This is a genomic window from Acidovorax sp. GW460-11-11-14-LB4, assembly GCF_059423685.1.
On record NZ_JBWKYJ010000022.1, the window covers coordinates 18,617 to 42,635 of the forward strand.

Here is a 24,019-nt window from a genome sequence, read left to right on the forward strand (position 1 = left end):
ATCAGCGCACCACGATGGCGTTCAGGCCATTTTGAGAGGCCGCGCGCTGCAGGCGGCCGTCGGCCTTGATGCGCGCCACAAAGGCATCCACCGTAGCCAGCCAGGCGGCATCGCCGCGCTTGACTGCATAGCCATAGGGCAGCACCGAAAATGGTTCGGGAGACTCGATGAGCCGGGCCCAGTCGGCGTTGTCCATCATGCGCCGGCTGTAGGGATAGTCGGTCATGAACACGTCAATGCGCCCGGCAGTCAGTTCGCGCTCGCGGGTGGTGGGCAGCTGGATGCGCACCAGCGTGGCCTGCTTGAGGCGCTGGGCCATGATGGGTTCCATGAACGTGCCTGCCTGCACCCCCACCAACACACCCGGCTTGTCAATGTCGGCCCACTGCTTGATGACCGTATTGGATTTAGTGGTGATGCCGTAAATGTCGCTGCGCATGTAGGGCTGGGTAAAAGCCAGCTTTTCCATCCGCTGGGGCAGCATGCCGATGGCAAACATGGCCACATCGCAACGTTCCTGGTTCAGGTCGTCAATGAGGGTCGGAAAAGAAGAGTCCACATATTCGACCCTGGCCTTGAGGTCGCGCGCCAGCTCGGCAGACAGGTCGATGTCGATACCCCCGAGTTGCTGTGTACGCGGGTGCCTGTAGGTCACGCCGTAGTAGTCCGGCCAGACACACACACGCAACACCGACTGGCTCTGGACCCGCTCGGCCACAGGCCCCGCCAGCGCGCTGGTCGCACACGCGGCCAGAGCCACGCGGGTGACGGTCAACGCCCACGGTTTCAGCCACTGCATCATTGTCATCATCATTGAGAATCCTTGGATCAATAACACCACCGTGCCCGCAGTGGCCTGCCGCTGAGCGGTCAGAAAAAGGGGATCAGGGCGCGTCGATCAGTGCATCAAAAGAGGGACATTCCTGCGTGATCTTGCAACGTAGCGCATCCATGGCTTCAGCATGCGCCAAAAACGTGTCCACGATCACCGGGTCGAAAGCACGGCCGCGCTCGGCCGCCAGCATCTCCAGCGCCACCGGGACCGCGAAGGCGGGGCGGTACACCCGATCCATGGTCAGCGCGTCAAAAAAATCCACCACGGCGGTGATGCGGCCCGACAAAGGAATCGCCTCGCCCGACAGGCCCGCCGGGTAGCCTTGGCCGTCATAGCGCTCGTGGTGCGTGAGCGCCACCTCGGCCGCCATGCGAAACACTGGAATGTGCGAACGCCCCAGGATCTCGGCACCCATCGCGGCGTGGCAGTTCATGGTCTGGCGCTCTTCTGGGGTGAGCTTGCCGGGCTTCTTGAGCACGCTGTCGGGGGTGCCGATCTTGCCGATATCGTGCATGGGCGCGGCCTTGCGCAGCATGCGTGCGTAGCCCACCGTCTGCCCCAGAGCCAGGGCCAGGGCCTCGGCCAGGTATCCAATGCGCACGATGTGTACGCCGGTGTCATCGTCCTTGAGGTCGGCCGCAGCCGACAGGTGCAACAGTGCGGCGTGGTGCGCGCGGGTGACCTCGCGCAGGGCTTCATTCCGCTCTCGATACATGCGCCCGAAGTCGCGCACAAAACTCTCCATCTGAGCTGCAGCAGCCTCATCAAAGCAACGTGCATCGATGGGCTGCGCCAGCAGTTCGTGCTCGGGTCGAGGCACGGAGGTCACAGCGCTGCCTCCATGCGGTAGATGGTTTCCAGAACCTGCAGAGTGCTGAAGGGCTTCATCAGGTAATCGTCGGCTCCCGCCGCGAAGCCTGCCGCCCTGTCGTCCGACTGCACCCGGGCCGTCAGCATGATCACCTTGGTGTGGCGCATGTCCGGGTCGGACTTGATGCGGCGGCAAACATCCAGGCCGTTAAGGGTGCCCGGCATCATCACATCCAGCAGCACGATGTCCGGCTGCAACTCACTGGCCAGCAGCCAGCCCGCATCGCCCGTAGCGGCTTCGTGGATCTCAAAGTCATCAAACTCCAGCGTCATCTTGAGCAGTTTGCGGATATCGATGTGGTCTTCGACGATCAGGATCTTTTTCATGGCGGTAGCCTTTGTGGGGCCGGGAATAGGCTTGGAATACAAAAAAACACGTTTTAACGTGATTTCTTGCCATTGATTGAATCATATCAATCATTTTTATCAAATGCAAGTCGAGTAAAAATTAGGAGAAAATGTGCGATCTATGCAATCTGACAATTCCCTCGCGGAGCACGCCATGGCCGACCACTACACCACGCTGGAAGTCGCCAAGATGCTGGGCATGGCCGTGCGGTCGGTCCAGCTGATGGTGGACCGCAACGAACTTGAGGCCTGGAAGACCCCTGGCGGGCACCGCCGCATCTCGCGTGCATCGGTGGAACGCTGGATGACCGCCCATGGCGCCGGTGGCGCTGCCCAGGCACCCGCCGTCGGCGCTCCAGTCGCCGCCCGCGCGCCCCTGGCCGCACCGGTGGGACCAGCCAAAGGGCGTGCACCACAAATCCTGCTGATCGAGGACTCCATCCATTTCCAGAACCTCGTGGGCCTCATCGTGCAGCAGCACCTGCCAGGAGTGCAGCTGCAGGTGGCGAACGATGGCATCACCGGCCTTGCGCTCTATGGGCAGATTCAGCCCGAGGTGCTGATCGTGGACATCCTGCTGCCAGGCATCGACGGCGCCACCCTGATCACCACGCTGCGCTCGCACCCCCAATTTGCGCGCAGCCACCTCATCGTGGTCACCTCGCTCGACGAGCAACAGCGCGAGCCGTATGCATTTGCCTTGCAGGGTGTGAAGGTGATCCACAAGCCCCGGCTGGTGGCCGAGTTACCCAGCGCTCTGGCCGCGTGCATTCCGCAGGCACAGGTACCCGCATGAGCAGGCCCAAGGTCCTGCTCGTGGAAGACGACAGCTCCATCGCACGCTTTGTGCAGATGGCGCTCGAGGAACTTCCCATCGAGCTGGTGACCTGCGCCAACGTGCCTGACGCCATGCAGGCGCTGCATGCGGGGGGCGTGGAACTCATCATCACGGACCTCATGCTGCCGGGCGAGTCCGGCATTGACCTGGTACAGCGGCTGCTGCAAGAGCCTGTGCACGAAAGCCGAATTCCGGTGGCGGTATTCAGCGCGGGCCTGACGCCGCCAGTGCGCGAGCAACTCCAGGCCATGAAGGTGTGGCGCATGCTGTCCAAACCTGCATCGGTGGCAGAGCTGGAGGCCTGTGTAACCGATGCGCTGGCGCTGGTGGCGGATACCCCTGCCAATGCGCCAGTCACAACAGCCCCGCCTGCCGATGAAGCGGCCGACGATGAGGCTAAGGCCATTGCCACCCACTTTGCGGGCGACGAGTTTCTGTTCAAGGCCTACCACGCCAGTTGCCTGCAGCAGTTCCCTACCGACGTGCGGCAAGGTGACGCGGCCAGCGCAGCGCAAGACTGGCCGGCGCTGCGGCGCCTGGCACACAGCCTGGCCACCGTGCTGCTCACCCTGGGCCACCCGACCCAGAGTGTGCGCGCCCGCCAGCTGGAAAACGCAGCCGCCCAGTCTGCCGCAGAGGCATGCCAGGAACATTGGCGCATGCTGCGCGCTTTCCTGCTGCAGCTCTGATCCAACGCCAGCAGCCTGGCTGGCTGAACACCCTTGCCTTGAGAGCCCCGATGGCGGGCGATTGACCCACCCCATCGCCTTCTCCGGAAGGCGAACGTGAAGACCCATGAGCAAGCCGGGGTGGACCCTTCTTTCTGAAACATAACCATTCAGAGCAAAAAATAACCAATTGGTCTAATATAGAAACAATTGGTTTCAATCGCCTCAGATGCGGTGTGAAGCTCTCCTCCACCCCCGTCTCAGGCAGCTCTCCATGGACCCCACCGTCGTTTCCGAATACCGCCCCCACCTTGTCGCCATCTCGTTTGCCCTGGCATTCATTGGTTCACTGATCGCGCTGATGGTCACGCGCCGCATCCGCCACAAGGACGGCTCGCTCAACCGCGCAGCCACGTTGACGGCCGGTGTGGCGCTGGGCGGCATCGGGGTGTGGTCCATGCACTTTGTGGGCATGGTGGCGCTGCGGCTGGACGTGGCCAGCAGCTACGGCATCGTGGAAAGCGCGGTGTCTCTGCTGGCGGCCGTGGCCTGCACCTCGGCTGCACTCATCGTGGTGTCCAAGGCCCCCCGGGAGCTGGCACGGATTCTGGGCGCAGGACTGCTGCTGGGCCTGGGTGTGGCGGGCATGCACTACCTGGGCATGTACGGCATGAAGATTGGCGGCTACATCCACTGGGACCTGCGCACCGTGGCGCTGTCGGTGCTGATTGCGGTGGCAGCAGGCACGGCCGCCCTGTGGCTGGCCTTCAACACCCGCCGCCTGGGCAGCCGCGTGGGGGCCGCCCTGCTCATGGCCGCCGCCGTGTGCGCCATGCACTACACCGGCATGGGCGCGGCCGAGTTCGTCTGCACCACCCCCAACCGTTTTGCCACCGTGCAGGGCGTCGGGCTGGTCAGCTCACTGGGCCTCGGCCCCATCGTGGCCGCCTGCGCATTTGCCATGGCCGTGCTGATTTCGGTGGATCTGTATGTGCAATGGATGCAACGCTCCATCGGCCAGCAGCGCCGCCGTGCGGCCTGAACCAGACAGCAACCGCAAAACAAGGGCTGCACCAGGGTGCATTCGGCCCACTCTTCAATAAGATGGCGACCATGATCACCCTGCACCACCTCGAAACCTCGCGCTCGCAACGCATTCTCTGGCTGCTGGAAGAGCTGGGCGTGCCCTACGAGCTCAAGATCTACCCGCGCGACAAGGCCACCAAGCTGGCCCCGCCTGCGCTCAAGGCCATTCACCCCCTGGGCAAGTCGCCAGTCATCACCGATGGCTACGAAGTGATTGCCGAGTCGGGTGCCATCATCGAATACTTGGTGGAAACCTATGGCGAACAGGCCCGTGGCGACCTGGCCCACCTGCAGCCAGCACCCCGCACCGCCGAACACCGCCAGTGCCGCTTCTGGATGCACTATGCCGAGGGCTCGCTGATGAACTGGCTGGTGATGAAGCTGGTGTTCAAGACCATCCCCACGCAGCCCATGCCGTTCTTCGTGAAGCCCATTGCGCGCGCCCTGTGCGGCACGGTGCAGCAAAAGCTCATCGACCCCAACGTGGACACGGCGCTGGCGTTCATTGAAGAGCACCTGGGCACCCATCGCTGGTTTGCGGGGGAGCACCTGACCATGGCGGACTTTCAGATGAGCTTTGCGGTGGAGGCGCTGATGTCACGTGCCAACGACGCAAGCCGCTGCCCGCACCTGCAGGCCTACCTGGAACGCATGCACGCACGCCCGGCCTACCAACGGGGCATCGCCAAGGGCGGCCCGGTGGTGATCGAGGCCTGAACGCACGCCACCACCATGTCTCGCTACGCGATTCTCTTCGTGTGCATGGGCAACATCTGCCGCAGCCCCACAGCCCACGGCGTGTTCCGCCACAAAATCACCCACAGCGGCCTGGCGCACAGCGTGGTGGTGGACTCGGCCGGCACGCACAACTACCATCCCGGCGAGCCGCCCGACACCCGCACCCAGCGCCACGCAGCGCAGCGCGGTTATGACCTTTCGGACCTGCGGGCACGGCAACTCATTGATGCCGACTTTGCCCGCTACGACCTGATCCTGGCCATGGACTGGGACAACCTGGCCCTGGCGCAAGACCAATGCCCGCCCGCACACGCGCACAAGCTGCGGCGCATGACGGAGTTCTGTCTGCAGTTCGACAGCCCGGTGGTACCTGACCCGTACTACGGCGGCAGCCAGGGGTTTGAGGAGGTGCTGGACCTGGTGGAAGACGCCTGCGAAGGGCTGCTCAGGCACGTGCAGCGGCAACTGCAGGCGCAGGAGCAGGAACCCAAAGCCCGGCACTGACCTGCCTGCGTGGCTACCGCACTCCGCATACCAGGGCGCCGGGGTCGTTGTGCGCCTGCTCGCGGTCGTTCTTGGCCTGGGCCACTTCCATGTCGCGCGGCAGGGTCACGCCGTTCTTGACGGCCAGGATCTCGGCCATCACGCTCACCGCAATTTCGGGCGGTGTCTTGCTGCCGATGTAGATGCCAATGGGCCCGCGCAGGCGCTGCAGACTGGCTTCGGTCTGGTCAAAGTGCTCGATCATGCGGGCGCGCCGCGCCTCGTTGTTGCGGCGCGATCCGATGCCGCCCACGTAGAACGCCTCGGTGCTCAAAGCCTCCAGCAGCGCGAGGTCGTCCAGCTTGGGGTCGTGCGTGAGGGCCACCACGCAGGTGCGGCGGTCAGGCTTGAAGGCCAGCACCACATCGTCGGGCATGTCACTCACCACGGTGGCACCCGACACGCTCCAGCTGCCCCGATACTCCTCGCGCGGGTCGCACACCGTCACGGCAAAGCCGTTGAACAAGGCCATGGTGGCCAGGTACTCGGTGAGCTGCCCTGCCCCGATCAGCAGCATGCGGTACTCGGGCCCGAAGGTGTTGGTGAGCTGCTGTGCATCCAACTTCAGATCCTCGGGTGCCTGCGTGGGCGCCAGGGTCACGGCGCCATCGGACAGGCGCACGGTGCGCTGCACCAGGCGCCCGGCGGCCAGCTGGGCAATCAAATCGGCCAGCAGCGCGGGATCTGGGTCGTATTCCAGCAGCAGCTCCAGCGTGCCACCGCAGGGCAGGCCAAAGCGGTGGGCTTCGTCGGCGCTGATACCGTATTTGACAAACGATGGCGGCCCGCTGGGGATGCGGTGCTCGGCACCGTCTGCCGCAGCGCCCGCCTGGGCATAGGCGCGGGTATGGCGGTCGATCAGGTCGTCCTCAATGCACCCGCCTGACACCGAACCCACCACCGCGCCGTCTTCGCACAGCGCCATGATCGAACCCACCGGCCGGGGCGACGAGCCCCAGGTGCGCACCACCGTGGCCAGCAGCGCACGGCGCCCTGCGGCACGCCAGCCCTGCAGCGTGCGCAGCACGACGACGTCCAAATTTTCCATGACTCACTTCCTTCCGGTACCCATAGCACTCAGCCCCGATTGAACCACCAGGCCAGCAGTACGAGGGCCGCCACGCCAACACCCCACATCCACGCAGGGATACCGCCGCCCTGGGTGGCACTCCCTCCTTCCACGGTGCCTGGCTGAGTGACGGCATCGGCACTGGCTGCTGCATCTGCCGGGGGTGCTTCAGCGCGCGGAAAACGCCGCTGCATCTCGTCGTCAAACCGCTTGAAGAAGTCTTCGGCCATGCTCTTGGCGGCGCCGTCGATGAGGCGCTGGCCCAGCTGGGCGATCTTGCCGCCCACTGAGGCATGCACGGTGTAATGCAGCTCGCAGCTGGCCTGCCCCGCCGCATCGGCAGGCAACGGCACCAACTTGACCTGGGCATTGCCCTTGCCAAAGCCCGCCACGCCGCCGGAGCCATCGAAGGCGATGTTGTAGCTCTCGGGCGGCACGATGTCGGACAGCGTGATCTTGCCGGCGAACTTGGCCGACACGGGCCCGATCTTGAGCGCCATGGCCACCGAATACTGGTTCTCGGCCGTGGGCTCGACCTTGTCGCAGCCGGGAATGCACAGCTTGAGCACCTCAGGGTCATTGAGCGCCTCCCAGGCCTGTTGCTGGCTGACGGCAAGGGTTCGGCTGGCTTGCATTTCCATGGTGGGTCCTCTCGGTCTTCAATGGGTGTGGATGTTGTGGGAATTCAATCGGTCCGCTGCATGGCTGGGCTCGATGCGGTGCGGTGCCGCGCCCTCATTGCCGCAACACGCTTGCCAGGCTGGCGGCCAGGTCCTTCAGGTGGCTCAGGTTGTGCACGGCCACCATGCCGTGGGCCTGGCGGTGCAGGGCCGACGCACCGCGCGCCGTGGGGGCATACCCCTCGTAGCGCAGCAACGGGTTGAGCCACAGCAGGCGGCCACAGTGGCGACGCAGCCAGGCCAGCTCGCGCTCCAACACCTCGGGGGCGCCCGTGTCCAGCCCATCGCTGATCAGCAGCACCAGCGTGCGCCGCCCCACCAGGCGCCGCGCGTGCTGCAGGCGCAACTGGCCCAGGCTGTCGCCCATGCGGGTGCCGCCCGCAAAGTCGGTGATGGCATGGCTGGCCGTCTCCAGCATGGCGTCGGTGTCGGCGAGGCGGAAGGCGGGCGTGAGGTCGGTCAAGCCAGTGCCAAACGCAAACACGTCCCGGCGCACGGTGGCACCGGTGTGGCGCGGCGCGGTGGCGGCGTGCAAGAAGGCCAGCAACAAACGCGCGTAGCGCTCCATCGAGCCCGACACGTCCACCAGCACCAGCAGCGGCAGCGGTTGCTGGCGGCGCTGCAGCAAGGGGATGTGCAGCACCTCGCCCCCACTGCGCGCCGCATGGTGCATGGCGCCGGGCCAGTGCGGGCGGCTGCCGCGCACACCCGGCCGGGTGCGGCGGGCCGCAAAGCGCGGCAAAGGCAAAGGCACGTCGCGTGCCAGGCGCTCCACCAGGATGTATTCGCTGGCCGAGAGCTGGTTGAAGTCCGCCTGCCGCAGGCGCTGCAGGTCACTGGCCGTCATGGCGGCATCGAATTCGATCTTGTCCTCTTCGCGTGCGGGCGGTGCGTTGCGCGCGGCACGCACGGGCGCCAGTGCCTCGCTCACGCGCGGGCGGCGTTTGACGGGCTCGGCCTTGGATTCTGCGCTGGGCAGCATCTGCGCCAGCAGCTTTTGTGCGACGTTGGGATTGCGAAAGTAGGCATCGAACAGCTCGCGGAACACCACACGGTCTTGCTCGCGGCTGACCAGCACGGCCTCCAGCGCAGCACCGAAGTCCTCGCGCTGCAGACCCACCAGCATCACCGCCTGCTGGGCCAGCGCCATGCGGGCCGCATCCACCCGCACGCCAGCGCGGCGCAGCGTGCGGCCAAAGCCGCTCAGGTTGTCGGCCAGCTTGCCGGTGCGGGCATCGCCGAGTTGGGAGAACATCGCGCCCTCGGCCATCGGCCGGTTCTCATGCATCGGCATCGGCGGGTTGCAGCAACTGCACCGCCATGTCGCGGGTGAGCGCCGCCACATCCTCGCGCTGCTTGAACAGGATGCCTGCGGTATCGGACACCACCTCGGGGTCCACCACGATGGTGTCGAGCGCCACCAGCGCCTTGGCCCATTCCACGCTCTCGGCAATGCCCGGTGCGCGCTGGAAGGCGTTGGCAAACGGCTGGCTGCGCAGCCGCCCCACAAACTCTGCCACCTGCACGGCCAGCGCCTCGCTGGCACCAGGCACCTGCGCGCGCACGATGGCCAGCTCGCGCTCGCGCTCGGGGTAGTCAAGCCAGTGGTACAGGCAGCGGCGCTTGACGGCGTCGTGCAGATCGCGCGTGCGGTTGCTGGTGAGCAGCGTGACCGGCGTGGCCGTGGCGCGCACTGTGCCGATCTCGGGGATGCTCACCTGGTACTCGCCCAGGTACTCCAGCAAGAAGGCCTCGAACGGTTCGTCCGCGCGGTCCACCTCATCGATCAGCAGCACGGCGCCCGGCGCTGGTGCCTGCAACGCCTGAAGCAAGGGGCGGCGGATGAGGTAGCGGTCTTGGTAGACCTCGCGCTCCACCTGCGCCATGTCGGCACTGCCCTGCCCTTCCGCTGCCCGCATGTGCAGGAGCTGGGCGGCGTAGTTCCACTCATACAACGCCTCGCGCTGCTCCAGGCCGTCGTAGCACTGCAGGCGAATGAGGCTGCGCGACAGCACTTCCGAGAGGGCTTTGGCCAGCGCCGTCTTGCCCACGCCAGGCTCGCCCTCCAGCAACAAAGGCCGCTGCAGCTTGAGCGCCAGAAACACCGCCGTGGCCAGGCGACGGTCGGCAAAATAGCCCACGCTTTGCAGGGCCTGCACCAGGGCGTCGATGGAAGCCGGAACCGGCGCGGCGTTCAACGAGTTCATTGCTATCCAATTCATAGCTGCCAGCGCATATTCCTCTAGCGCTTGTAGCCAATTTCACTCAAAAACCCGCCACCGGGTGCCGCACCACGGTGGCGGGATTGCCTTCACGTCATCCCAGCATCTGCTGCACAGCGCGCTGCGTTTGCACGCTGATGAGGTTGGCGCGGTAGGCAGCGCTGGCGTGGATGTCGGCGTTCAGATCGTTCGCGTCGATCTTCACGCTGGCAGCTGACTGCGGGGTGAAGCTCTGGTTGAGCGCCGCCTCCAGCCCCGCATGGCGGAACACGCTGCTGGCCGCACCGGTCACGGCCACGCGCACGCCGCTGTCGGTCTGCGCCACAAACACCCCAACCAGCGAGAAGCGCGATGCCGCCTGCTTGAACTTCATGTACGCAGCGCGTTTCGGGATCGGGAAGCGGATGGCGGTGATGATCTCGCCCTCATCCAGCGCCGTGGTGTACATGCCCACAAAGAAATCGTCGGCCTTGATCTCGCGGCGGTTGGTGATGACCGTGGCGCCCAGGCCCAGCACCGCACTGGGGTAGCAGGCGGCAGGGTCGTTGTTGGCCACCGAGCCGCCCAGCGTGCCGCGTGCACGCACCTGGCGGTCGCCAATGTGGGCGGCCAGGTCGGCCAGCGCAGGGATGGCGGATTTCACATCCGCACTGGATGCCACGTCGGCATGGCGCGTCATGGCACCGATGACCAGCGCGTTGCCCTCGCGGCGGATGCCCGCCAGTTCGGCAATGCTGTTCAGGTCCACGATCTTTTCAGGGTTGGCCAGGCGCAGCCGCATGGACGGCAGCAGGCTTTGCCCGCCCGCGAGCAGTTTGCCGCCCTGGGCGATGAGCTGCGCGGCAGCGGCGGTGGAGGAAGGCGCTTCAAACGTGAATGCGTACATGGTGGATCTCCTTATGCCTTGGCGTGTTGAATCGCTTCCCAGACGCGGTGCGGCGACGCGGGCATGTCAAAGTCCTTCACACCCAGGTGTCGCAGCGCATCCAGCACGGCGTTGATCACCGCCGGTGGCGAGCCAATGGCCCCGGCCTCGCCGCAGCCCTTGGTGCCCAGCGGGTTGTGGGTGCAGGGCGTGCACACATGGCCCAGTTTGAACTCGGGGAAGTCATCGGCGCGTGGCATGGCGTAGTCCATGAAACTGCCGGTGAGCAGCTGGCCCGTTTCGCGGTCGTACACGCAGTTCTCCAGCAGCGCCTGGCCAATGCCCTGCACCAGTCCGCCATGCACCTGCCCTTCGACGATCATGGGGTTGATGATGGTGCCGAAGTCGTCCACCGCCGTGAACTTGTCCACCCGTGTGTGCCCGGTGGCGGGGTCCACCTCGACCTCGCAGATGTAAGTGCCTGCCGGGAAGGTGAAGTTGGTCGGGTCGTAGAACGCGGTTTCGTTCAGGCCCGGCTCCAGCACGTCCAGCGGGTAGTTGTGCGGCACATAGGCTGCCAGCGACACCTGGCCGAACGGGATCTTCTTGTCGGTGCCACGCACCGTGAATTCGCCATTCGCAAAGTCGATGTCGGCATCGCTCGCTTCCATCAGGTGCGCAGCAATCTTTTTGGCCTTGGCCTCGATCTTGTCCAGCGCCTTCATGATGGCCGCGCCGCCCACGCTGATGGAGCGTGAGCCATACGTGCCCATGCCGAACGGCACGCGGCCCGTATCGCCGTGCACGATGTCCACGTTCTCCACCGGGATGCCCAGGCGCGCGGCCACCACCTGCGCAAAAGTGGTCTCATGCCCCTGACCGTGGCTGTGCGAGCCGGTGAACACCGTCACGCTGCCGGTGGGGTGCACACGCACCTCGCCGCATTCGAACAGCCCTGCGCGTGCGCCCAGGGCGCCGGCGATGTTGGACGGCGCGATGCCGCAGGCCTCGATGTACGACGAATACCCAATGCCCCGCAGCAGCCCCTTGTCCGCGCTGGCGGCCTTGCGCTGCTCGAAGCCCGTCACGTCGGCCAGCTTGTTCGCCCCATCCATGCAGGCCTGGAAGTCGCCGGTGTCGTACTGCAGCGCCACCGGCGTCTGGTACGGGAAGGCCTTGATGAAGTTGCGGCGGCGGATCTCGTCCTGCGGCAGTCCCATCTCCCACGCGCAGCGGGTGACCAGGCGCTCCAGCAGGTAGGTGGCCTCAGGGCGGCCTGCGCCCCGGTAGGCGTCCACCGGTGCGGTGTTGGTGAACCACGAGTCCACCTCCACATACACCTGCGGCGTGCTGTACTGCCCCGCCAGCAGCGTGGCGTACAGGATGGTGGGCACCGCGCTGGCAAAGGTGCTGAGGTAGGCGCCCAGGTTGGCGTGGGTGTGCACACGCAGCGCCAGGAACTTGCCGTCCTTGTCCAACGCCATCTCGGCGTGGCTCACGTGGTCGCGGCCGTGGGCATCGCTCAAGAACGCCTCACTGCGGTCGGCCACCCACTTGATGTTGCGGTTGAGCTTTTTGGACGCCCAGGTCAGGCACACGTCTTCGGCGTACAGATAGATCTTGGAGCCAAAGCCGCCGCCCACATCGGGCGCAATCACGCGCACCTTGTGCTCGGGCAGGCCCATCACAAAGGCCGTCATCAGCAGGCGCTCGACGTGCGGGTTCTGGTTGCTGACGTACAGCGTGTATTCGTCGCTCGCGCGGTTGTAGCTGCCGATGGCCGCACGGGGCTCCATGGCGTTGGGGATCAGGCGGTTGTTGATCAGATCGAGCTGGGTGACATGCGCTGCGTTGGCAAACGCGGCGTCCACGGCGCCCTTGTCGCCGATGGCCCACTTGAAGCAGTGGTTGTCAGGCGCGATGTCGTGCAGCGCCGCACCTGCCACGGCGCCTGATGCGGCGTCGGCCACATTCACCACGGCGGGCAGCACGTCGTAGTCCACCTCCACCAGCTCGGCCGCATCGCGTGCCTGCTGCTGGGTCAGCGCCACCACCATGGCCACGTGGTCGCCCACATAGCGCACCTTGCCCTGCGCCAGGATGGGGTGTGGCGGCTCCTTCATGGGCTGGCCGTCAGTGCTGGTGATGAGCCAGCCGCAGGGCAGGCCGTTGATGTTGTCGGCGGCCACGTCGGCACCGGTGAACACGCCCAGCACGCCGGGCGCGGCCTTGGCAGCGTCAATGTTGATGCTGTTGATCTTGGCGTGGGCGTGCGGTGAGCGCACGAACACCGCATGGCTCTGCGCGGCCAGCACCACGTCGTCGGTGTACTGGCCCGCGCCGGTCAGGAAGCGGTAGTCTTCCTTGCGCTTGAGCGATTCGCCGATGTGCGGCAGCTTGGAAAAGTCGGATGCACCCATGGTCTTGTCTCCTTGGATTGTTCTGGCGTGGGGACGGCGGGCGCGCTCAGGCGCCGCCCATGGCCTTCTGGCCGACCTGCACCGCGCGCACGATGTTCTGGTAGCCAGTGCAGCGGCAGATGTTGCCTTCGAGCAGTTCGCGGATCTCGCCTTCGCTGGCGTTGGGGTGGTTCTTGCACAGGTCCACCGCACTCATCACCATGCCGGGTGTGCAAAAGCCGCACTGCAGGCCATGGCACTCCTTGAACGCCGCCTGCATGGGGTGCATGGTGCCGTCAGCAGTCGCCATGCCCTCAATGGTCGTCACCTCCGCTCCCTGCGCCTGTACTGCCAGCATCGCGCAGGATTTGACGGCCCGTCCATTCACATGCACCGTACACGCCCCGCACTGGCTGGTGTCGCAACCCACGTGGGTGCCAGTGAGCAGCAGGTGCTCTCGCAGCGCATGGACAAGCAGGGTATTGGGGGGGACGTCAACACTGGCAGCGCGCCCGTTGACCGTGAACTGGACTTGCATCTGGCTGTCTCCTGGAGTGGTTTTGGCTGGATAGGAGCGCGCCCACGATCTCGCGGAGGGGATCGGGATCACGCTCATCGCTCGCGCATCTTCTGCCGCGCCCCACGCCCCATCCCTAGGGACAACCCTAGATTTCCGGGGCCCCTGGCTGGATATTCTCAAAATGAAACATGCTGCACTGCACACCGGCGCATCATGCGGACCTCCAGGAGCCTGTTCACCATGCTGATCTCCGCGCCCCACCCCGCTGCTGACCGCCACGCGCTGATTGCGCAGGCGCGCCAGAGCCTGCTGTCCGACGGTGCAGCGCCCGTGCGCGCCGAGGTGGAGCCGTGGATTGCGCGATCCTGGCAACGCTGCCTGGCGCGGGGCCTGGAGCCCACACGGCGCGTGGCGTTTGACGCCGTCAGCGCCACGGCGCTGCGCCACAGCCAGGAGCAGAACCACCACCTGCTGCGCGCGGCCCGGCCGGTGCTGGAGCAGCTGACCCGGGCCATTGCGGGCATGCGCTACTTCGCCATGCTCACCGACGCACGCGGCATCGTGGTCGATGTGCAAGGCCATTGCGACCGGAGCGACCCGCGCGCCAGCGCCATTGGCCGCGTGGGCATTGATTTATCGGAAGCAGCCGTGGGCACCACCGCCATCGGCGCCGCACTGGAAGAGCTGCAGCCTGTGTGGTTGCACCGGGGCGAGCATTTTTTTGACGATAACGCCAGCTACAGCTGCGCCGGAGCCCCGCTGTTCGACCCCCAGGGCCGCTGCATGGGCATGCTGGACCTGACGGGTGTGGATGTGCCCGAACGGCCCGAGCTGCGCCACCTGGTGGCCCGGTCGGCCCGCGCCATGGAAGACGCACTGCTGCTGCAACTGCCCCATGCCCTGCTGCTGCGCGTGAACTGGCCGGGCTGCCCGCTGGGCGGTGAAGGCGACGGCCTGCTGACGCTGGACGCCGACGGCTGCGTGGTGGGTGCCAACAGCATGGCCCGCCAGCTGGTGCCGCAGCCCCTGCGCGCCCCCGGCCTGCCCGGTGCCCGCACCCACTGCAGCGACCTGCTGGCCATGCCCTGGACCATGCTGTTCGACGCGGCCCGCCAAAAGCGTAGGGAGCCGCTGGATTTGCCGCTGTGGTCGGGCCTGCGGCTGCACGCGCTGGCGCAGTTGCCTGCGCACGCCCGCACCGTGGGCGACACCCACACAGCGGCGGTGCCAGGCATTGCATCCGCGCCCGCCCCGCTGCGCGAGGCCGAAGTGGCCATGATCCGCCGCGCGGTGCAGGAAGCGCGCGGCAACGTGGCCGAGGCGGCGCGCGCGCTGGGCATCAGCCGCGCCACGGTGTACCGCAAGCTGGGCGCCCCCAAAGGCGGGTGACGGGCCCGCGCCGCCGCCCACACCGCCGTGCAGGCGTCCGGCGACTTCTCTTCAAGCCTTTTGAGCCGATAGCGCTAGTGCAATATGCCTGAATAGCTATCAAATAGATAGCAATCAAGTCACCCGCAAACCAGGGCGCGTTGGGCCGCTCAGGCACGCGGCCGGCGCAGCCCCACCATCGGCTGCGCGCTGCGCCGCTGCTGACGCTCCAGCGCTCCGTCAGCGGCGGCTTTCAGCAGCCGCTGGAAGGACGGGCACTGGGCGTGGCTCTCGGCCGGGCAGGCGGCCGCGTGCCGCAGGCCGTTGCTCATGGCCTTGAGGCGCTTGACCATGGTGTCAAGCTCGTCGGCCTTGGCTGATAGCAGCTGCCGGTCGATGTTCGGCTCGCCGCTGGGCAAGAACATTGACCGGATGTCGTCCAGCGAGAACCCGGCCGACTGCCCCAGCGCAATCAACGCCAGCTGGTCCATCACGCCGGGCGCAAACCGGCGGCGCTCCCCCGGTTGCCCTACCGACTGGATCAGCCCCTTCTCTTCGTAATACCGCAGCGTGGACGCCCGCAGCCCGGAGCGTTTGGCGACTTCGGCAATGTCCATGAAAAAACCTCTTGACCTCAAGTTGACTTGAACTTCTATATTCCGTTCAAAACCTTCTCCCGTCAACTTTCCGAGGTGTTTTGATGACTCTCTCACTGCAAGACATTCCCCTCGCCATGCTCCTGGGCATCGGCGCCACCGCTGTCATGGATGCCTGGCTGTTGCTGCTCAAAAGGCTGGGGGTGCCCACGCTCAACTTCGCCTTCATCGGCCGCTGGGTGGGCCACCTGGTGCGCGGCCAGATCGCCCACGCCGCCATCGCCAAGGCAGCCCCGGTCCGGGGCGAACTGGCCTGGGGCTGGCTCACGCACTACGCCGTGGGCGTGGCCTTTGCGGGGGTGCTGCTGTCCCTGCTGGGCGCTGCCTGGGTCCGCAGCCCTACCCTGTGGCCCGCGCTGGCCGTGGGCATGGGCACCGTGGCGGCGCCGCTTTTGGTGATGCAGCCCGCCATGGGCTCTGGCTTTGCGGCATCGCGCACGCCGACCCCGCTCAAGAACTGCCTGCGCAGTTTGGCCAACCACACCGTGTTTGGCCTGGGCCTGTATCTCTCCGCGCTGGTCATCGCACTGATTTCACGCTGACCTGCCCCGCGCCTCCTCCCCGAAATCACTCCCAAGGAACCCACACCATGCAACACATTGCCATCGTTTATCACAGCGCCCACGGCCACACCGCACACATTGCCCACCACGTGCTGGAAGGCGCACGCTCCGTGCCGGGCGTGCTCGCCGAACTGGTCCGCGCCGAAGACCTGGCGCAGGCACCCGACCACTTGCTGCGCTACGACGGCGTCATCCTGGGTTCGCCCACCTACCTGGGCGGGGTTTCCGGGCCGTTCAAGACCTTCATGGATGCCACGGGCCGCCTGTGGAAGACGCAGCAGCTCAAGAACAAGCTGGCGGCGGGCTTTACCGTGTCGTCGCTGCCGGCGGGCGACAAGCAGTCCACGCTGATGTCGATTTGGGTGTTTGCCATGCAGCACGGCATGGTGTGGGTGGGCAACCCCATCCTGCCCGAGCAACACGCCGGGGTGCCGTATGACGAGGCGGCCAACCGCCTCGGCTCCTGGTCGGGCCTGATGGCGCAGGCAGGCCACGGGGCGGCCGCCGATGCCTTTGTACCCGGCGACACCAAGACCGCCCGCATGTTTGGCCAGCACTTTGCCGAGACGCTGCAACGCCTGAGCGGTGTGGGCGCACGCCAGCCTGGCGAGGAGGTTGCAGCATGATCCCCGCCCGCTATGGACCGGTGCTGTTCAGCTTGATCTTGTCGGGTGTGATGTCGCTGCTGGTGTCGGGCATCTCCACCTTTCGCGCGCTGCAGCCGCAGCAGGACTTTGTGAGCCTCTGGGCGGGCGCGTGGCTGACCGGGTGGCTGTTTGCCTTTCCGGCGGTAATGCTGGCAGCGCCACTGGCCCGCAAGGCGGTGGCGCTGCTCACGGCCAGGGGCTGACCCCACAGGCTCGGTGTACCGCGCCGCTCACGCCCGCTCGTACCAGCCCTTGCTGCGGTTGACGATGTGCACCACCAGCAGCATCACCGGCACCTCGATCAGCACGCCCACCACAGTGGCCAGCGCGGCGCCCGAGTGAAAGCCGAACAGGCTGATGGCAGCCGCCACCGCCAGCTCGAAAAAGTTGGAGGCGCCGATCAGTGCCGATGGGCAGGCCACGCTGTGCTTCTCCCCCACCGCGCGGTTGAGCCAGTAGGCCAGCCCCGCGTTGAAAAACACCTGGATCAGGATGGGCACGGCCAGCAGCGCAATCACCAGTGGCTGCTGCAGGATGGCCTGGCCCTGGAACGCAAACAGCAGCACCAGCGTGGCCAGCAATGCGGCGATGGACCAGGGCCCCATGCGCGCCATGACGGCATCGAACACCGCCTGCCCCTTGGCCAGCAGCGACCGGCGCAGCCATTGGGCCAACACCACCGGGATCACGATGTAGAGCACCACCGAGGTCAGCAAGGTGTCCCACGGCACAGTGATGGCCGAGATGCCCAGCAAGAACGCCACCAGCGGCGCAAATGCAACCACCATGATGCTGTCGTTCAGCGCCACCTGCGACAGCGTGAACAGCGGGTCGCCGCCCGTGAGGCGGCTCCACACGAACACCATGGCCGTGCAAGGCGCAGCCGCCAGCAGGATGAGGCCTGCGATGTAGCTGTCCAGCTGGTCCGCAGGCAGGTACGGCGCAAACCAATGGCGGATGAACAGCCAGCCCAGCAGCGCCATCGAAAACGGCTTGACCAGCCAGTTCACCACCAGCGTCACGCCGATGCCCCGGGCATGCTTGCGCACTTCGCCCAACGCGCCGAAGTCCACCTTCACCAGCATGGGGATCACCATCACCCAGATCAGCAGACCCACGGGCAGGTTGACCTTGGCGATCTCCATGCGGCCCACCGCCTGAAACACTGAGGGGACGAATTGCCCGAGCGCAATGCCCACCACGATGCACAACAGCACCCACACGGAGAGGTAGCGCTCGAACACGCTCATGGGGGCCGGGACGGCGGCTCCGGCCGGGTTGCACTGCACCGTCATGGCGTGGCGGCGGCACGCGACAGTTCGCGCGCGGTGTGCTGCAGCAGGGTCTTTTCGAGCTTGTCGGCAGGCAGGTTGATGAGCAGCTCCAACCGCTGGTGGATGGCATGCAAGGTCTTGCGGAAAGCCTCGCGCTTTTCATCGTCCGTGCCGTCCCCTGCGGACGGGTCGGCGTAGCCCCAGTGCGCAGTGGCCGGGTGGCCGGGCCAGATGGGGCAGACCTCGCCGGCCGCGTTGTCGCAGACGGTGATGATGAGGTCCATCATGGGTGCGCCCGGGGCGGCAAACTCGTCCCAGCTTTTGCTGCGCAGGCCTTCGGTCGAGATGCCAGCGGCACGCAGCACCTCCAGGCCCAGCGGATTGGGTTGCTGGTTGTCGCGCGGGCTGCTGCCCGCCGAGTACGCGTGGAACCGGCCTGGGGCCATGTCGTTGAGCAAGGCCTCGGCCAGGATGCTGCGGGCCGAGTTGTGGGTGCAAAGAAAAAGAACGTTCAAAGCGGTCATGCGGCGCTCTCAGCAGCAGCTGGTTTTGGCGGTTGTGGCAGTGGCCGGGCCGCAGCACGCCGCCCGAAGGGCCGCAGGCGCAGGGGCTGCCACCGCCGCTGGCGCGCAGCAGGCGCCCGCAGATGAAGACGGTGTGGCCTCGTTGAAGACGGGGATGTCGCCCAGGGTGTGAAAGTGCTCCCATGCAATGCCCTGCGGGTCGGTCACCCAGTGCTTTTCGCTGCGGGCGTAGCAGCAGGTGGTGTTGCCCTCGTCGAGCAAGGCCATGTCGGCGGCCTCGGCACGCGCCTTCAGTTCGGCCAGCTCCTGAGCGTCGTCGGTCTGCATGCCAAAGTGGTCCAGGCCTGGCTTGGCGCCGCGCGTGGAGATGGCGAAGTTGACGCGCGGGTCCTCCAGCATCCACTTGGCATAGTCCGCCTCCACCCGCGCGGGGGCGGCAGCAAACAGCTTGGAATAGAAGGCGATGCTTTGGGCCAGATCATCGACATGCACATGGGCGTGGAAGCGTTTCATGGGGTTCTCCTTGGGGGTAGTGGACAGAGACGGTCAGCAATGGCAGGACGCGGCCGCGTCGGCAGGCGCGCAGCCCTGGCCTTCGCAGCAGTTTTCAGTGAGGTAGGCCAGCAGCGCATTCATGGTGTCGAACCCGGCGCGGTAGATCAGGTTGCGGCCCTGTCGCTCCTGACTGATGAGCCCGGCATGCGACAGCTCCTTGAGGTGAAAGGACAGGGTGTTGGGCGCCACCTCCAGCTGGGCGGCCAGATCACCGGGGGTCAGCCCCGCAGGGCCCGCCACCACCAGCGCACGAAAGACCCGCAAGCGGACCTCCTGGGCCAGGGCTGCGAGGGCACGGACAACATCGGTTTCTTGCATAGATCGATAATACAACGATTATTGAATTATTGGAAATGGTATCCAAAAAATCACTGGAAACCCACGCCCTTCCCAGATGGCAGCCGATCGCCCGGGAGCACGCACCCGCCACAGGCTGTTACGCGTCGGCCCCGCCCCACGGTCGTATGATGACCCGCATACAAAAAAGGGCGGGAGCACGTGGACGATTTGGTTTCAATCTGGCAGGGCGCCATGCAGGTGTTTGTGGTGGGGTTTCCGCCACTGCTGCAGAGCCTGCTGTTCTGGGTCTTTGCGGCACTGGTCGTGCACGTGTGCCAGCAGTTGGTGGAGCACACCGCGTATTCCGTGGACCCGTCCAGCCGCCGCATCAGTGCATCGCACGCAGCCCTGTGCATTGGCTCCATCGTGTGGGCGCTGGATGTGGTGGGCCTGTTCCTGTACAACGAGCTGTCGCACCATGTGCTGGAGCTGGTGCCCGCGCTCAGCGGCCTGGTCATCATGGTGGTGAGTGCGCGGCTCACCATCCCCACCCTCAGCACCGGCGCCAGCAAACGCCGCATTGCGCTGGCCAGCTTGTGGCTGGCGATGGGCACGCTGGCAGGGCACTTCACCATCACCAGCAGCCACGTGCAGAGTTTCGGGCAGATCAACCTGCCGGCCACTGTGCTATCGCTGGGCATTGCCACCGGCATTTCGTGCTACTGCGCCATCCGCCATCGCGCCGCCAAGCTGAGCGTGCTCACCCCCCGCTATCGGGCCCAGAACTGGGCAGACAAGCTGCTGTGCGGCAGCGCGATCCTGGTACTGCACTGGCTGTTGGTCAACACCTTTCCCATGCACCAGGGCAACCACGATGCGGCGTCCGATGGCGCTGCCTTGCTCGTTGTGATGCTGGTGTTTGCGATGGCGGTGGCCATGGAGCATCTGAGCAACCTGCGCTCGGACGCGGGGCGACAGCAGCTGCTGCGGCGCGGGTTGTCGATGATGCGCACCTCGGCATTGGCCCACAACGCCCACAGCGATATCCAACAGTCGCTGATTGCCGACCACCTGGACCGCCTGCTGCATCCCGACAACCTGGCCCTGCATTTCCAGCCCATCATCCACACCCAGCGCAGCGGGGTGCAGCTGGAGGCACTGCTGCGCCTGACCGACACCACCCTGGGCCGCATCAACCCTGAAACCTTCTTGCTGGTGTGCGAGCTGCAGGGCAAGACGGCGGAGGTGGACCGCATGATTGTGTGCAATGCGCTCGACCATCTGTGCCACTGGCGAGCGCAGGGGATGGACGCAGTGTCGATCAGCGTCAATGTGGCACCGGTCACGCTGATGCACGAGAGCTTTGCGCCCTGGCTGGGCCTGCAGCTGGCGCAGCGCGGCCTGCCCCCGCGCACCCTGAAGCTCGAAATGACCGAGCATGCCGTCATTGCGCTGGGCCCCCAGATGGTGGCGGCCATCAGCGCGCTGAGCGCCCTGGGCGTGGCCGTGCTGATGGACGACTTTGGCGCCGGTTATTCGTCGCTGGGCATGCTGGCGGAGCTCCCTATTGCGGGCATCAAGTGCGACCGCCTGTTCGTGCGCCAATTGCCGCAAGACCGCCGACGCCAGAAGCTGCTGCGGCACATCTGCGCGCTGGCGCGGGACCTGGGCCTGTCGGTGGTGGTCGAGGGGGTAGAGACGCCGGAGGAGCTGCGGGCCCTGGCCGCCGCCGGGCTACACCACATCCAGGGCTACCTGGTCAGCCGCCCCATTGCAGCGCCTGACGTACCCACCTGGCACCGCACGCAACTGCAGTCGCAGCGTGCCGCCCTGCAGGCCTTGCTGCACACGCCGGGCAGTGGCGGGGGCAGCGATACCTCCTTTGTGCCCACGCAGCCCAGCATGCATTGGGCCTCGGGCGCATGACCGCCATGGCTGCATTCAAAACCCTGGTCCTGGGCGGCTACGGCAACTTTGGGGCGCGCATCTGCCGCGCGCTGGTGAGCGACGAGGCCACACGCCACAACATGGCCCTGCTGGTGGCAGGCCGGGACGCATTGCAAGCGAAGGCCCTGGCCGCCGCGCTCGGCCACGGTGCCCAGGGCGTGGCGCTGGACCACCAGGCGCCCGGCCTGGCCGCCACCTTGCGCGAGTGGGGTGTGGGTCTGGTGATCCATACGGCGGGCCCTTTTCAGGCACAGGCCTACAACGTGGCCCAGGCGGCGGCCGAGGCGGGCGCGCACTACATCGACCTGGCCGACGGCCGCCGGTTTGTGTGCGACTTTCCCGCCGCCATGCAGGCTACCTTCACTGCCGCCGGGCGTACGGCCATCGCGGGTGCCAGCACGGTGCCCGCGCTGTCCTCCGCCGTCATCGACCACCTGTGCGCGGGCTGGCAGCGCATTGACAGCATCGACATCTGCATTGCCCCTGCGCAACGGGCGCCCCGGGGCCAGGCCACGCTGGCGGCGGTGCTGAGCTACTGCGGCCTGTCCATTGACGTGTGGGACGGTGGCCGGTGGCAGCCGCACAGCGGCTGGGCGCGGCCCAGCCCCGTCCAGTTCCAGCGGCTGCGCCCTCGCCTGGGGGCGGTCTGCGACATCCCGGACCTGGAGATCTTTCCCACCCACTACCGGGCCCACGATCGCGTCACCTTCCGCGCGGCCCTGGAGGTCGGCTTGGCGCAAAGAGCCTTTGCGACCCTGGCCGCGCTGCGCCGCTGGGGCGTACTGGCCCACCCCGAAAAGCTGGCCTGGCTGATGCACCACGCAGGCGGCGCGCTGGACTTTCTGGGCACGCCGCTGGGCGGCATGGTGGTGCGTGTGGCGGGCGCGGATGCGCAAGGCCAGCCCCGGCGCCGCGCATGGCACATTGCGGCCGATAACGACCATGGCCCCGAGATTCCCTGCATGGCCGCCATCCTGCTGGCCCGCCAGCTCGCAGCCGGGCAGCCGCTGCCCGCCGGGGCGCACACCAGCACCAGCCTGCTGCCCCTGGAGGTCTTTGCGCCCGAGTTTGCGAAGTGGGGCATGGTGACCGATGTGGTGGAGGAATGAGCCCATGGCCCACCGGAAATTGACCTTCCCCATGCCAGCGCGTGCCGACATTGTTTTTGATGCCTTCCACTACCACGAGTGGCGGTGCCAGTGGGATTCGCTGGTGCGCCGCACCAGCGTGGAAAGCGGTGCGCCTTGCCCCAGTGTGGGCGCCACCACCGAGAACCTGGGCGCCGGCGCGTTGCGGGCGCTGTCCATGCGCACGCAGTTCGTCAGCTATGACCGCCCTGTGGTCGCGGCTGCGGCCATGGTCGGCCGGTCGTTTCCCTTCACCCAGTGGGCAGCCTCCATGCGCCACCAGGAGCAAGGCCCCCACCAGTCCCTGCTGATCTACACCTATACCTTTCAAGTAGGCCCGGCAGCCTTCCGGGCGGTCATGGAGCCTGTGGTGGACTGGGTCTTTGTCCGCAAGACGCGCCGGCGGTTCCAGCGCCTGGCGCAGTTCCTGGCGGTCCGTGCTGCCGACATTGCAGCTTGGCAACAGGCGCAGGGCCCTGCGCCCTCTGCCGCGCAGAAGGCCAGCCCATGAACCGCGCGTCAGCCCAACTGCTGCGCGCCAGCCTCGTGATCGTCTGGCTGGCCACCGCCGTGGTCAGCGTGTGGGAGCTGCACGGCCAAAGCCGCGAGCTGCTGGCGGGCCTGCCCACAGCGTGGACCGAGGGCAACACATCGTGGCTGCCCACCGCCATCATCCTGGCCGGGGCGGCTGCCGATGCGGTGCTGGGGCTGTGGCTGGCGCTCCGCCCCGGCCGCAAGGCGTATGGAGCGGCCCTGATGGTGATGCTGGCCATGACACTGCTGGCCACGGCCATACACCCTGCATGGTGGCTGCACCCCTTCGGACCTCTGACCAAAAACCTGCCGATTGCCGCCATCCTGTGGGTGCTGCTGCAAGACGAGGCCACTTCATTGCAAAAGCCATGAGCCTGTACCTCACCCTCAAATGGCTGCACATCATCTCCAGCGTGCTGCTGGTGGGCACCGGGCTGGGCTCTGCGTTCTACATGTTCTTTACCAACCGCAGCGGCAATGTGCAGGCACAGGCGGTGGTCACGCGCCTGGTGGTGCGGGCGGACTGGTGGTTCACCACGCCCACGGTGTTCCTCCAGCCCGCCACGGGGCTCGCCATGGCTGCGATGGCAGGCCTGCCCTGGAGCACGCCGTGGCTCGCGGTATCCATTGCGCTGTACCTGGTGGCCGGGGCCTGCTGGCTGCCCGTGGTGTGGCTGCAGCTGCGCATGCGCGATATGGCGGTAGAGGCGGCACAGGCGCCCCTGGGCGATGGCGTGCTGCCCCCGCTGTACTGGCGCTACGCCCGCTGGTGGGAGGCGCTGGGCTACCCGGCCTTTGTGGCCATGGCCGTGGTGTTCTACCTGATGGTGAACAAACCCGCCCTGAACTTCTGAACCTATCATC

29 protein-coding genes are annotated in these 24,019 nt (G+C 66.3%); 14 read left to right on the plus strand and 15 right to left on the minus strand.

All coding sequences use genetic code 11. The features are described from left to right. Window position 1: 1 nt before the first annotated feature. The 3 genes from AC07X4_RS10520 to AC07X4_RS10530 form a co-directional block, all read right to left on the minus strand. Window positions 2–814 carry an ABC transporter substrate-binding protein gene (locus AC07X4_RS10520; RefSeq protein WP_494740022.1) on the minus strand — a complete coding sequence of 271 codons (813 nt, stop codon included), beginning with the start codon at window positions 812–814 and terminating at the stop codon, window positions 2–4. Window positions 815–884: 70 nt separating this feature from the next. After that, on the minus strand, window positions 885–1,580 hold the full coding sequence (locus AC07X4_RS10525) for an HD-GYP domain-containing protein (RefSeq protein ID WP_260668210.1): 696 nt from the start codon (window positions 1,578–1,580) through the stop codon (window positions 885–887). An 80-nt stretch (window positions 1,581–1,660) separates the two neighbouring features. Continuing rightward, entirely contained in the window at window positions 1,661–2,032 is a 372-nt protein-coding gene (locus tag AC07X4_RS10530) for a response regulator transcription factor (RefSeq protein ID WP_056066973.1), read from the minus strand. A 175-nt stretch (window positions 2,033–2,207) separates the two neighbouring features. On the opposite strand from AC07X4_RS10530, the gene AC07X4_RS10535 reads away from it, so the two are divergent. The 5 genes from AC07X4_RS10535 (at window position 2,208) to AC07X4_RS10555 (ending at window position 5,887) form a co-directional block, all read left to right on the plus strand. Continuing rightward, window positions 2,208–2,849: an excisionase family DNA-binding protein gene (locus AC07X4_RS10535; protein WP_494740023.1), complete on the plus strand. Its 642-nt coding sequence runs from the start codon at window positions 2,208–2,210 to the stop codon at window positions 2,847–2,849. Then, entirely contained in the window at window positions 2,846–3,580 is a 735-nt protein-coding gene (locus AC07X4_RS10540) for a response regulator (protein ID WP_494740024.1), read from the plus strand. The genes AC07X4_RS10535 and AC07X4_RS10540 overlap by 4 nt, the downstream gene beginning before the upstream one ends. Before the next feature lie 253 nt (window positions 3,581–3,833). Then, on the plus strand, window positions 3,834–4,601 hold the full coding sequence (locus tag AC07X4_RS10545; protein WP_494740025.1) for an MHYT domain-containing protein: 768 nt from the start codon (window positions 3,834–3,836) through the stop codon (window positions 4,599–4,601). 71 nt (window positions 4,602–4,672) lie between these two features. Continuing rightward, window positions 4,673–5,362: a glutathione S-transferase family protein gene (locus AC07X4_RS10550; protein ID WP_494740026.1), complete on the plus strand. Its 690-nt coding sequence runs from the start codon at window positions 4,673–4,675 to the stop codon at window positions 5,360–5,362. A gap of 15 nt (window positions 5,363–5,377) precedes the next feature. Then, on the plus strand, window positions 5,378–5,887 hold the full coding sequence (locus AC07X4_RS10555; RefSeq protein WP_494740027.1) for a low molecular weight protein-tyrosine-phosphatase: 510 nt from the start codon (window positions 5,378–5,380) through the stop codon (window positions 5,885–5,887). Window positions 5,888–5,900: 13 nt separating this feature from the next. On the opposite strand, the gene AC07X4_RS10560 is transcribed toward AC07X4_RS10555, so the two are convergent. The 7 genes from AC07X4_RS10560 to AC07X4_RS10590 form a co-directional block, all read right to left on the minus strand. Next, window positions 5,901–6,974 (minus strand): XdhC family protein, encoded by a 1,074-nt coding sequence (locus AC07X4_RS10560; RefSeq protein WP_494740028.1) that lies wholly within the window; start codon window positions 6,972–6,974, stop codon window positions 5,901–5,903. Window positions 6,975–7,003: 29 nt separating this feature from the next. After that, the gene (locus AC07X4_RS10565; RefSeq protein ID WP_121942289.1) at window positions 7,004–7,636 is read right to left on the minus strand and encodes an SRPBCC family protein; all 633 of its coding nucleotides are present in this window, start codon (window positions 7,634–7,636) and stop codon (window positions 7,004–7,006) included. Window positions 7,637–7,730: 94 nt separating this feature from the next. After that, the gene (locus AC07X4_RS10570) at window positions 7,731–8,945 is read right to left on the minus strand and encodes a vWA domain-containing protein (protein ID WP_494740047.1); all 1,215 of its coding nucleotides are present in this window, start codon (window positions 8,943–8,945) and stop codon (window positions 7,731–7,733) included. Between the two features lie 10 nt (window positions 8,946–8,955). Then, window positions 8,956–9,882, minus strand: a complete 927-nt coding sequence (locus tag AC07X4_RS10575) for an AAA family ATPase (RefSeq protein WP_192419973.1) — start codon at window positions 9,880–9,882, stop codon at window positions 8,956–8,958. A 109-nt stretch (window positions 9,883–9,991) separates the two neighbouring features. After that, a complete protein-coding gene (locus tag AC07X4_RS10580) occupies window positions 9,992–10,783 on the minus strand; it encodes an FAD binding domain-containing protein (RefSeq protein WP_494740029.1) in 792 nt (263 codons plus the stop codon). 11 nt (window positions 10,784–10,794) lie between these two features. Continuing rightward, the gene (locus tag AC07X4_RS10585; RefSeq protein WP_494740030.1) at window positions 10,795–13,182 is read right to left on the minus strand and encodes a xanthine dehydrogenase family protein molybdopterin-binding subunit; all 2,388 of its coding nucleotides are present in this window, start codon (window positions 13,180–13,182) and stop codon (window positions 10,795–10,797) included. A gap of 46 nt (window positions 13,183–13,228) precedes the next feature. Then, window positions 13,229–13,699, minus strand: coding sequence for a (2Fe-2S)-binding protein (locus AC07X4_RS10590; RefSeq protein WP_494740031.1), 471 nt, complete (start codon window positions 13,697–13,699; stop codon window positions 13,229–13,231). A gap of 222 nt (window positions 13,700–13,921) precedes the next feature. On the opposite strand from AC07X4_RS10590, the gene AC07X4_RS10595 reads away from it, so the two are divergent. Further along, window positions 13,922–15,070 (plus strand): helix-turn-helix domain-containing protein, encoded by a 1,149-nt coding sequence (locus tag AC07X4_RS10595; protein WP_110960363.1) that lies wholly within the window; start codon window positions 13,922–13,924, stop codon window positions 15,068–15,070. Between the two features lie 149 nt (window positions 15,071–15,219). Here AC07X4_RS10595 and AC07X4_RS10600 read toward each other — a convergent pair whose 3' ends face one another. After that, entirely contained in the window at window positions 15,220–15,666 is a 447-nt protein-coding gene (locus tag AC07X4_RS10600; protein ID WP_494740032.1) for a helix-turn-helix domain-containing protein, read from the minus strand. A 116-nt stretch (window positions 15,667–15,782) separates the two neighbouring features. Between AC07X4_RS10600 and AC07X4_RS10605 the strand changes: the two genes are divergently transcribed. The 3 genes from AC07X4_RS10605 to AC07X4_RS10615 are packed head-to-tail and all read left to right on the plus strand — an operon-like array spanning window position 15,783 to window position 17,118. Beyond that, window positions 15,783–16,247, plus strand: coding sequence for a DUF2938 domain-containing protein (locus tag AC07X4_RS10605; RefSeq protein ID WP_494740048.1), 465 nt, complete (start codon window positions 15,783–15,785; stop codon window positions 16,245–16,247). Between the two features lie 47 nt (window positions 16,248–16,294). Then, complete coding sequence (locus AC07X4_RS10610; protein WP_494740033.1) at window positions 16,295–16,894, plus strand: flavodoxin family protein; 600 nt, start codon at window positions 16,295–16,297, stop codon at window positions 16,892–16,894. Further along, window positions 16,891–17,118 carry a DUF2798 domain-containing protein gene (locus AC07X4_RS10615; RefSeq protein WP_015015245.1) on the plus strand — a complete coding sequence of 76 codons (228 nt, stop codon included), beginning with the start codon at window positions 16,891–16,893 and terminating at the stop codon, window positions 17,116–17,118. Before AC07X4_RS10610 ends, AC07X4_RS10615 begins: the two co-directional genes overlap by 4 nt. A 27-nt stretch (window positions 17,119–17,145) precedes the next feature. Here AC07X4_RS10615 and arsB read toward each other — a convergent pair whose 3' ends face one another. The 4 genes from arsB to AC07X4_RS10635 are packed head-to-tail and all read right to left on the minus strand — an operon-like array spanning window position 17,146 to window position 19,586. Then, the gene (gene arsB, locus AC07X4_RS10620) at window positions 17,146–18,210 is read right to left on the minus strand and encodes an ACR3 family arsenite efflux transporter (RefSeq protein WP_494740034.1); all 1,065 of its coding nucleotides are present in this window, start codon (window positions 18,208–18,210) and stop codon (window positions 17,146–17,148) included. Further along, complete coding sequence (locus tag AC07X4_RS10625; RefSeq protein ID WP_260668181.1) at window positions 18,207–18,713, minus strand: arsenate reductase ArsC; 507 nt, start codon at window positions 18,711–18,713, stop codon at window positions 18,207–18,209. Before AC07X4_RS10625 ends, arsB begins: the two co-directional genes overlap by 4 nt. Before the next feature lie 9 nt (window positions 18,714–18,722). Next, window positions 18,723–19,226, minus strand: a complete 504-nt coding sequence (locus AC07X4_RS10630) for an ArsI/CadI family heavy metal resistance metalloenzyme (RefSeq protein ID WP_494740035.1) — start codon at window positions 19,224–19,226, stop codon at window positions 18,723–18,725. A gap of 33 nt (window positions 19,227–19,259) precedes the next feature. Further along, complete coding sequence (locus tag AC07X4_RS10635; RefSeq protein ID WP_494740036.1) at window positions 19,260–19,586, minus strand: ArsR/SmtB family transcription factor; 327 nt, start codon at window positions 19,584–19,586, stop codon at window positions 19,260–19,262. Window positions 19,587–19,766: 180 nt separating this feature from the next. Here AC07X4_RS10635 and AC07X4_RS10640 point away from each other — a divergent pair, with 180 nt between their 5' ends. The 5 genes from AC07X4_RS10640 to AC07X4_RS10660 are packed head-to-tail and all read left to right on the plus strand — an operon-like array spanning window position 19,767 to window position 24,009. Further along, window positions 19,767–21,473: an EAL domain-containing protein gene (locus AC07X4_RS10640; RefSeq protein WP_494740037.1), complete on the plus strand. Its 1,707-nt coding sequence runs from the start codon at window positions 19,767–19,769 to the stop codon at window positions 21,471–21,473. Window positions 21,474–21,478: 5 nt separating this feature from the next. Beyond that, a complete protein-coding gene (locus AC07X4_RS10645; RefSeq protein ID WP_494740038.1) occupies window positions 21,479–22,603 on the plus strand; it encodes a saccharopine dehydrogenase NADP-binding domain-containing protein in 1,125 nt (374 codons plus the stop codon). A gap of 4 nt (window positions 22,604–22,607) precedes the next feature. After that, complete coding sequence (locus AC07X4_RS10650) at window positions 22,608–23,132, plus strand: SRPBCC family protein (RefSeq protein ID WP_260668185.1); 525 nt, start codon at window positions 22,608–22,610, stop codon at window positions 23,130–23,132. Continuing rightward, a complete protein-coding gene (locus tag AC07X4_RS10655) occupies window positions 23,129–23,527 on the plus strand; it encodes a DoxX-like family protein (protein WP_494740039.1) in 399 nt (132 codons plus the stop codon). The genes AC07X4_RS10650 and AC07X4_RS10655 overlap by 4 nt, the downstream gene beginning before the upstream one ends. Then, on the plus strand, window positions 23,524–24,009 hold the full coding sequence (locus AC07X4_RS10660) for a DUF2269 family protein (protein WP_260668187.1): 486 nt from the start codon (window positions 23,524–23,526) through the stop codon (window positions 24,007–24,009). The genes AC07X4_RS10655 and AC07X4_RS10660 overlap by 4 nt, the downstream gene beginning before the upstream one ends. Window positions 24,010–24,019: the final 10 nt, after the last annotated feature.

What these genes read in the sequence shown, in the direction of transcription:
- AC07X4_RS10520 (WP_494740022.1), bottom strand. Translation starts at nt 814, where the DNA reads ATGATGATGACAATGATGCAGTGGCTGAAACCGTGGGCGTTGACCGTC.
- AC07X4_RS10525 (WP_260668210.1), bottom strand. Translation starts at nt 1,580, where the DNA reads ATGGAGAGTTTTGTGCGCGACTTCGGGCGCATGTATCGAGAGCGGAAT.
- AC07X4_RS10530 (WP_056066973.1), bottom strand. Translation starts at nt 2,032, where the DNA reads ATGAAAAAGATCCTGATCGTCGAAGACCACATCGATATCCGCAAACTG.
- AC07X4_RS10535 (WP_494740023.1), top strand. Translation starts at nt 2,208, where the DNA reads ATGGCCGACCACTACACCACGCTGGAAGTCGCCAAGATGCTGGGCATG.
- AC07X4_RS10540 (WP_494740024.1), top strand. Translation starts at nt 2,846, where the DNA reads ATGAGCAGGCCCAAGGTCCTGCTCGTGGAAGACGACAGCTCCATCGCA.
- AC07X4_RS10545 (WP_494740025.1), top strand. Translation starts at nt 3,834, where the DNA reads ATGGACCCCACCGTCGTTTCCGAATACCGCCCCCACCTTGTCGCCATC.
- AC07X4_RS10550 (WP_494740026.1), top strand. Translation starts at nt 4,673, where the DNA reads ATGATCACCCTGCACCACCTCGAAACCTCGCGCTCGCAACGCATTCTC.
- AC07X4_RS10555 (WP_494740027.1), top strand. Translation starts at nt 5,378, where the DNA reads ATGTCTCGCTACGCGATTCTCTTCGTGTGCATGGGCAACATCTGCCGC.
- AC07X4_RS10560 (WP_494740028.1), bottom strand. Translation starts at nt 6,974, where the DNA reads ATGGAAAATTTGGACGTCGTCGTGCTGCGCACGCTGCAGGGCTGGCGT.
- AC07X4_RS10565 (WP_121942289.1), bottom strand. Translation starts at nt 7,636, where the DNA reads ATGGAAATGCAAGCCAGCCGAACCCTTGCCGTCAGCCAGCAACAGGCC.
- AC07X4_RS10570 (WP_494740047.1), bottom strand. Translation starts at nt 8,945, where the DNA reads ATGGCCGAGGGCGCGATGTTCTCCCAACTCGGCGATGCCCGCACCGGC.
- AC07X4_RS10575 (WP_192419973.1), bottom strand. Translation starts at nt 9,882, where the DNA reads ATGAACTCGTTGAACGCCGCGCCGGTTCCGGCTTCCATCGACGCCCTG.
- AC07X4_RS10580 (WP_494740029.1), bottom strand. Translation starts at nt 10,783, where the DNA reads ATGTACGCATTCACGTTTGAAGCGCCTTCCTCCACCGCCGCTGCCGCG.
- AC07X4_RS10585 (WP_494740030.1), bottom strand. Translation starts at nt 13,182, where the DNA reads ATGGGTGCATCCGACTTTTCCAAGCTGCCGCACATCGGCGAATCGCTC.
- AC07X4_RS10590 (WP_494740031.1), bottom strand. Translation starts at nt 13,699, where the DNA reads ATGCAAGTCCAGTTCACGGTCAACGGGCGCGCTGCCAGTGTTGACGTC.
- AC07X4_RS10595 (WP_110960363.1), top strand. Translation starts at nt 13,922, where the DNA reads ATGCTGATCTCCGCGCCCCACCCCGCTGCTGACCGCCACGCGCTGATT.
- AC07X4_RS10600 (WP_494740032.1), bottom strand. Translation starts at nt 15,666, where the DNA reads ATGGACATTGCCGAAGTCGCCAAACGCTCCGGGCTGCGGGCGTCCACG.
- AC07X4_RS10605 (WP_494740048.1), top strand. Translation starts at nt 15,783, where the DNA reads ATGCTCCTGGGCATCGGCGCCACCGCTGTCATGGATGCCTGGCTGTTG.
- AC07X4_RS10610 (WP_494740033.1), top strand. Translation starts at nt 16,295, where the DNA reads ATGCAACACATTGCCATCGTTTATCACAGCGCCCACGGCCACACCGCA.
- AC07X4_RS10615 (WP_015015245.1), top strand. Translation starts at nt 16,891, where the DNA reads ATGATCCCCGCCCGCTATGGACCGGTGCTGTTCAGCTTGATCTTGTCG.
- arsB (WP_494740034.1), bottom strand. Translation starts at nt 18,210, where the DNA reads ATGACGGTGCAGTGCAACCCGGCCGGAGCCGCCGTCCCGGCCCCCATG.
- AC07X4_RS10625 (WP_260668181.1), bottom strand. Translation starts at nt 18,713, where the DNA reads ATGACCGCTTTGAACGTTCTTTTTCTTTGCACCCACAACTCGGCCCGC.
- AC07X4_RS10630 (WP_494740035.1), bottom strand. Translation starts at nt 19,226, where the DNA reads ATGAAACGCTTCCACGCCCATGTGCATGTCGATGATCTGGCCCAAAGC.
- AC07X4_RS10635 (WP_494740036.1), bottom strand. Translation starts at nt 19,586, where the DNA reads ATGCAAGAAACCGATGTTGTCCGTGCCCTCGCAGCCCTGGCCCAGGAG.
- AC07X4_RS10645 (WP_494740038.1), top strand. Translation starts at nt 21,479, where the DNA reads ATGGCTGCATTCAAAACCCTGGTCCTGGGCGGCTACGGCAACTTTGGG.
- AC07X4_RS10650 (WP_260668185.1), top strand. Translation starts at nt 22,608, where the DNA reads ATGGCCCACCGGAAATTGACCTTCCCCATGCCAGCGCGTGCCGACATT.
- AC07X4_RS10655 (WP_494740039.1), top strand. Translation starts at nt 23,129, where the DNA reads ATGAACCGCGCGTCAGCCCAACTGCTGCGCGCCAGCCTCGTGATCGTC.
- AC07X4_RS10660 (WP_260668187.1), top strand. Translation starts at nt 23,524, where the DNA reads ATGAGCCTGTACCTCACCCTCAAATGGCTGCACATCATCTCCAGCGTG.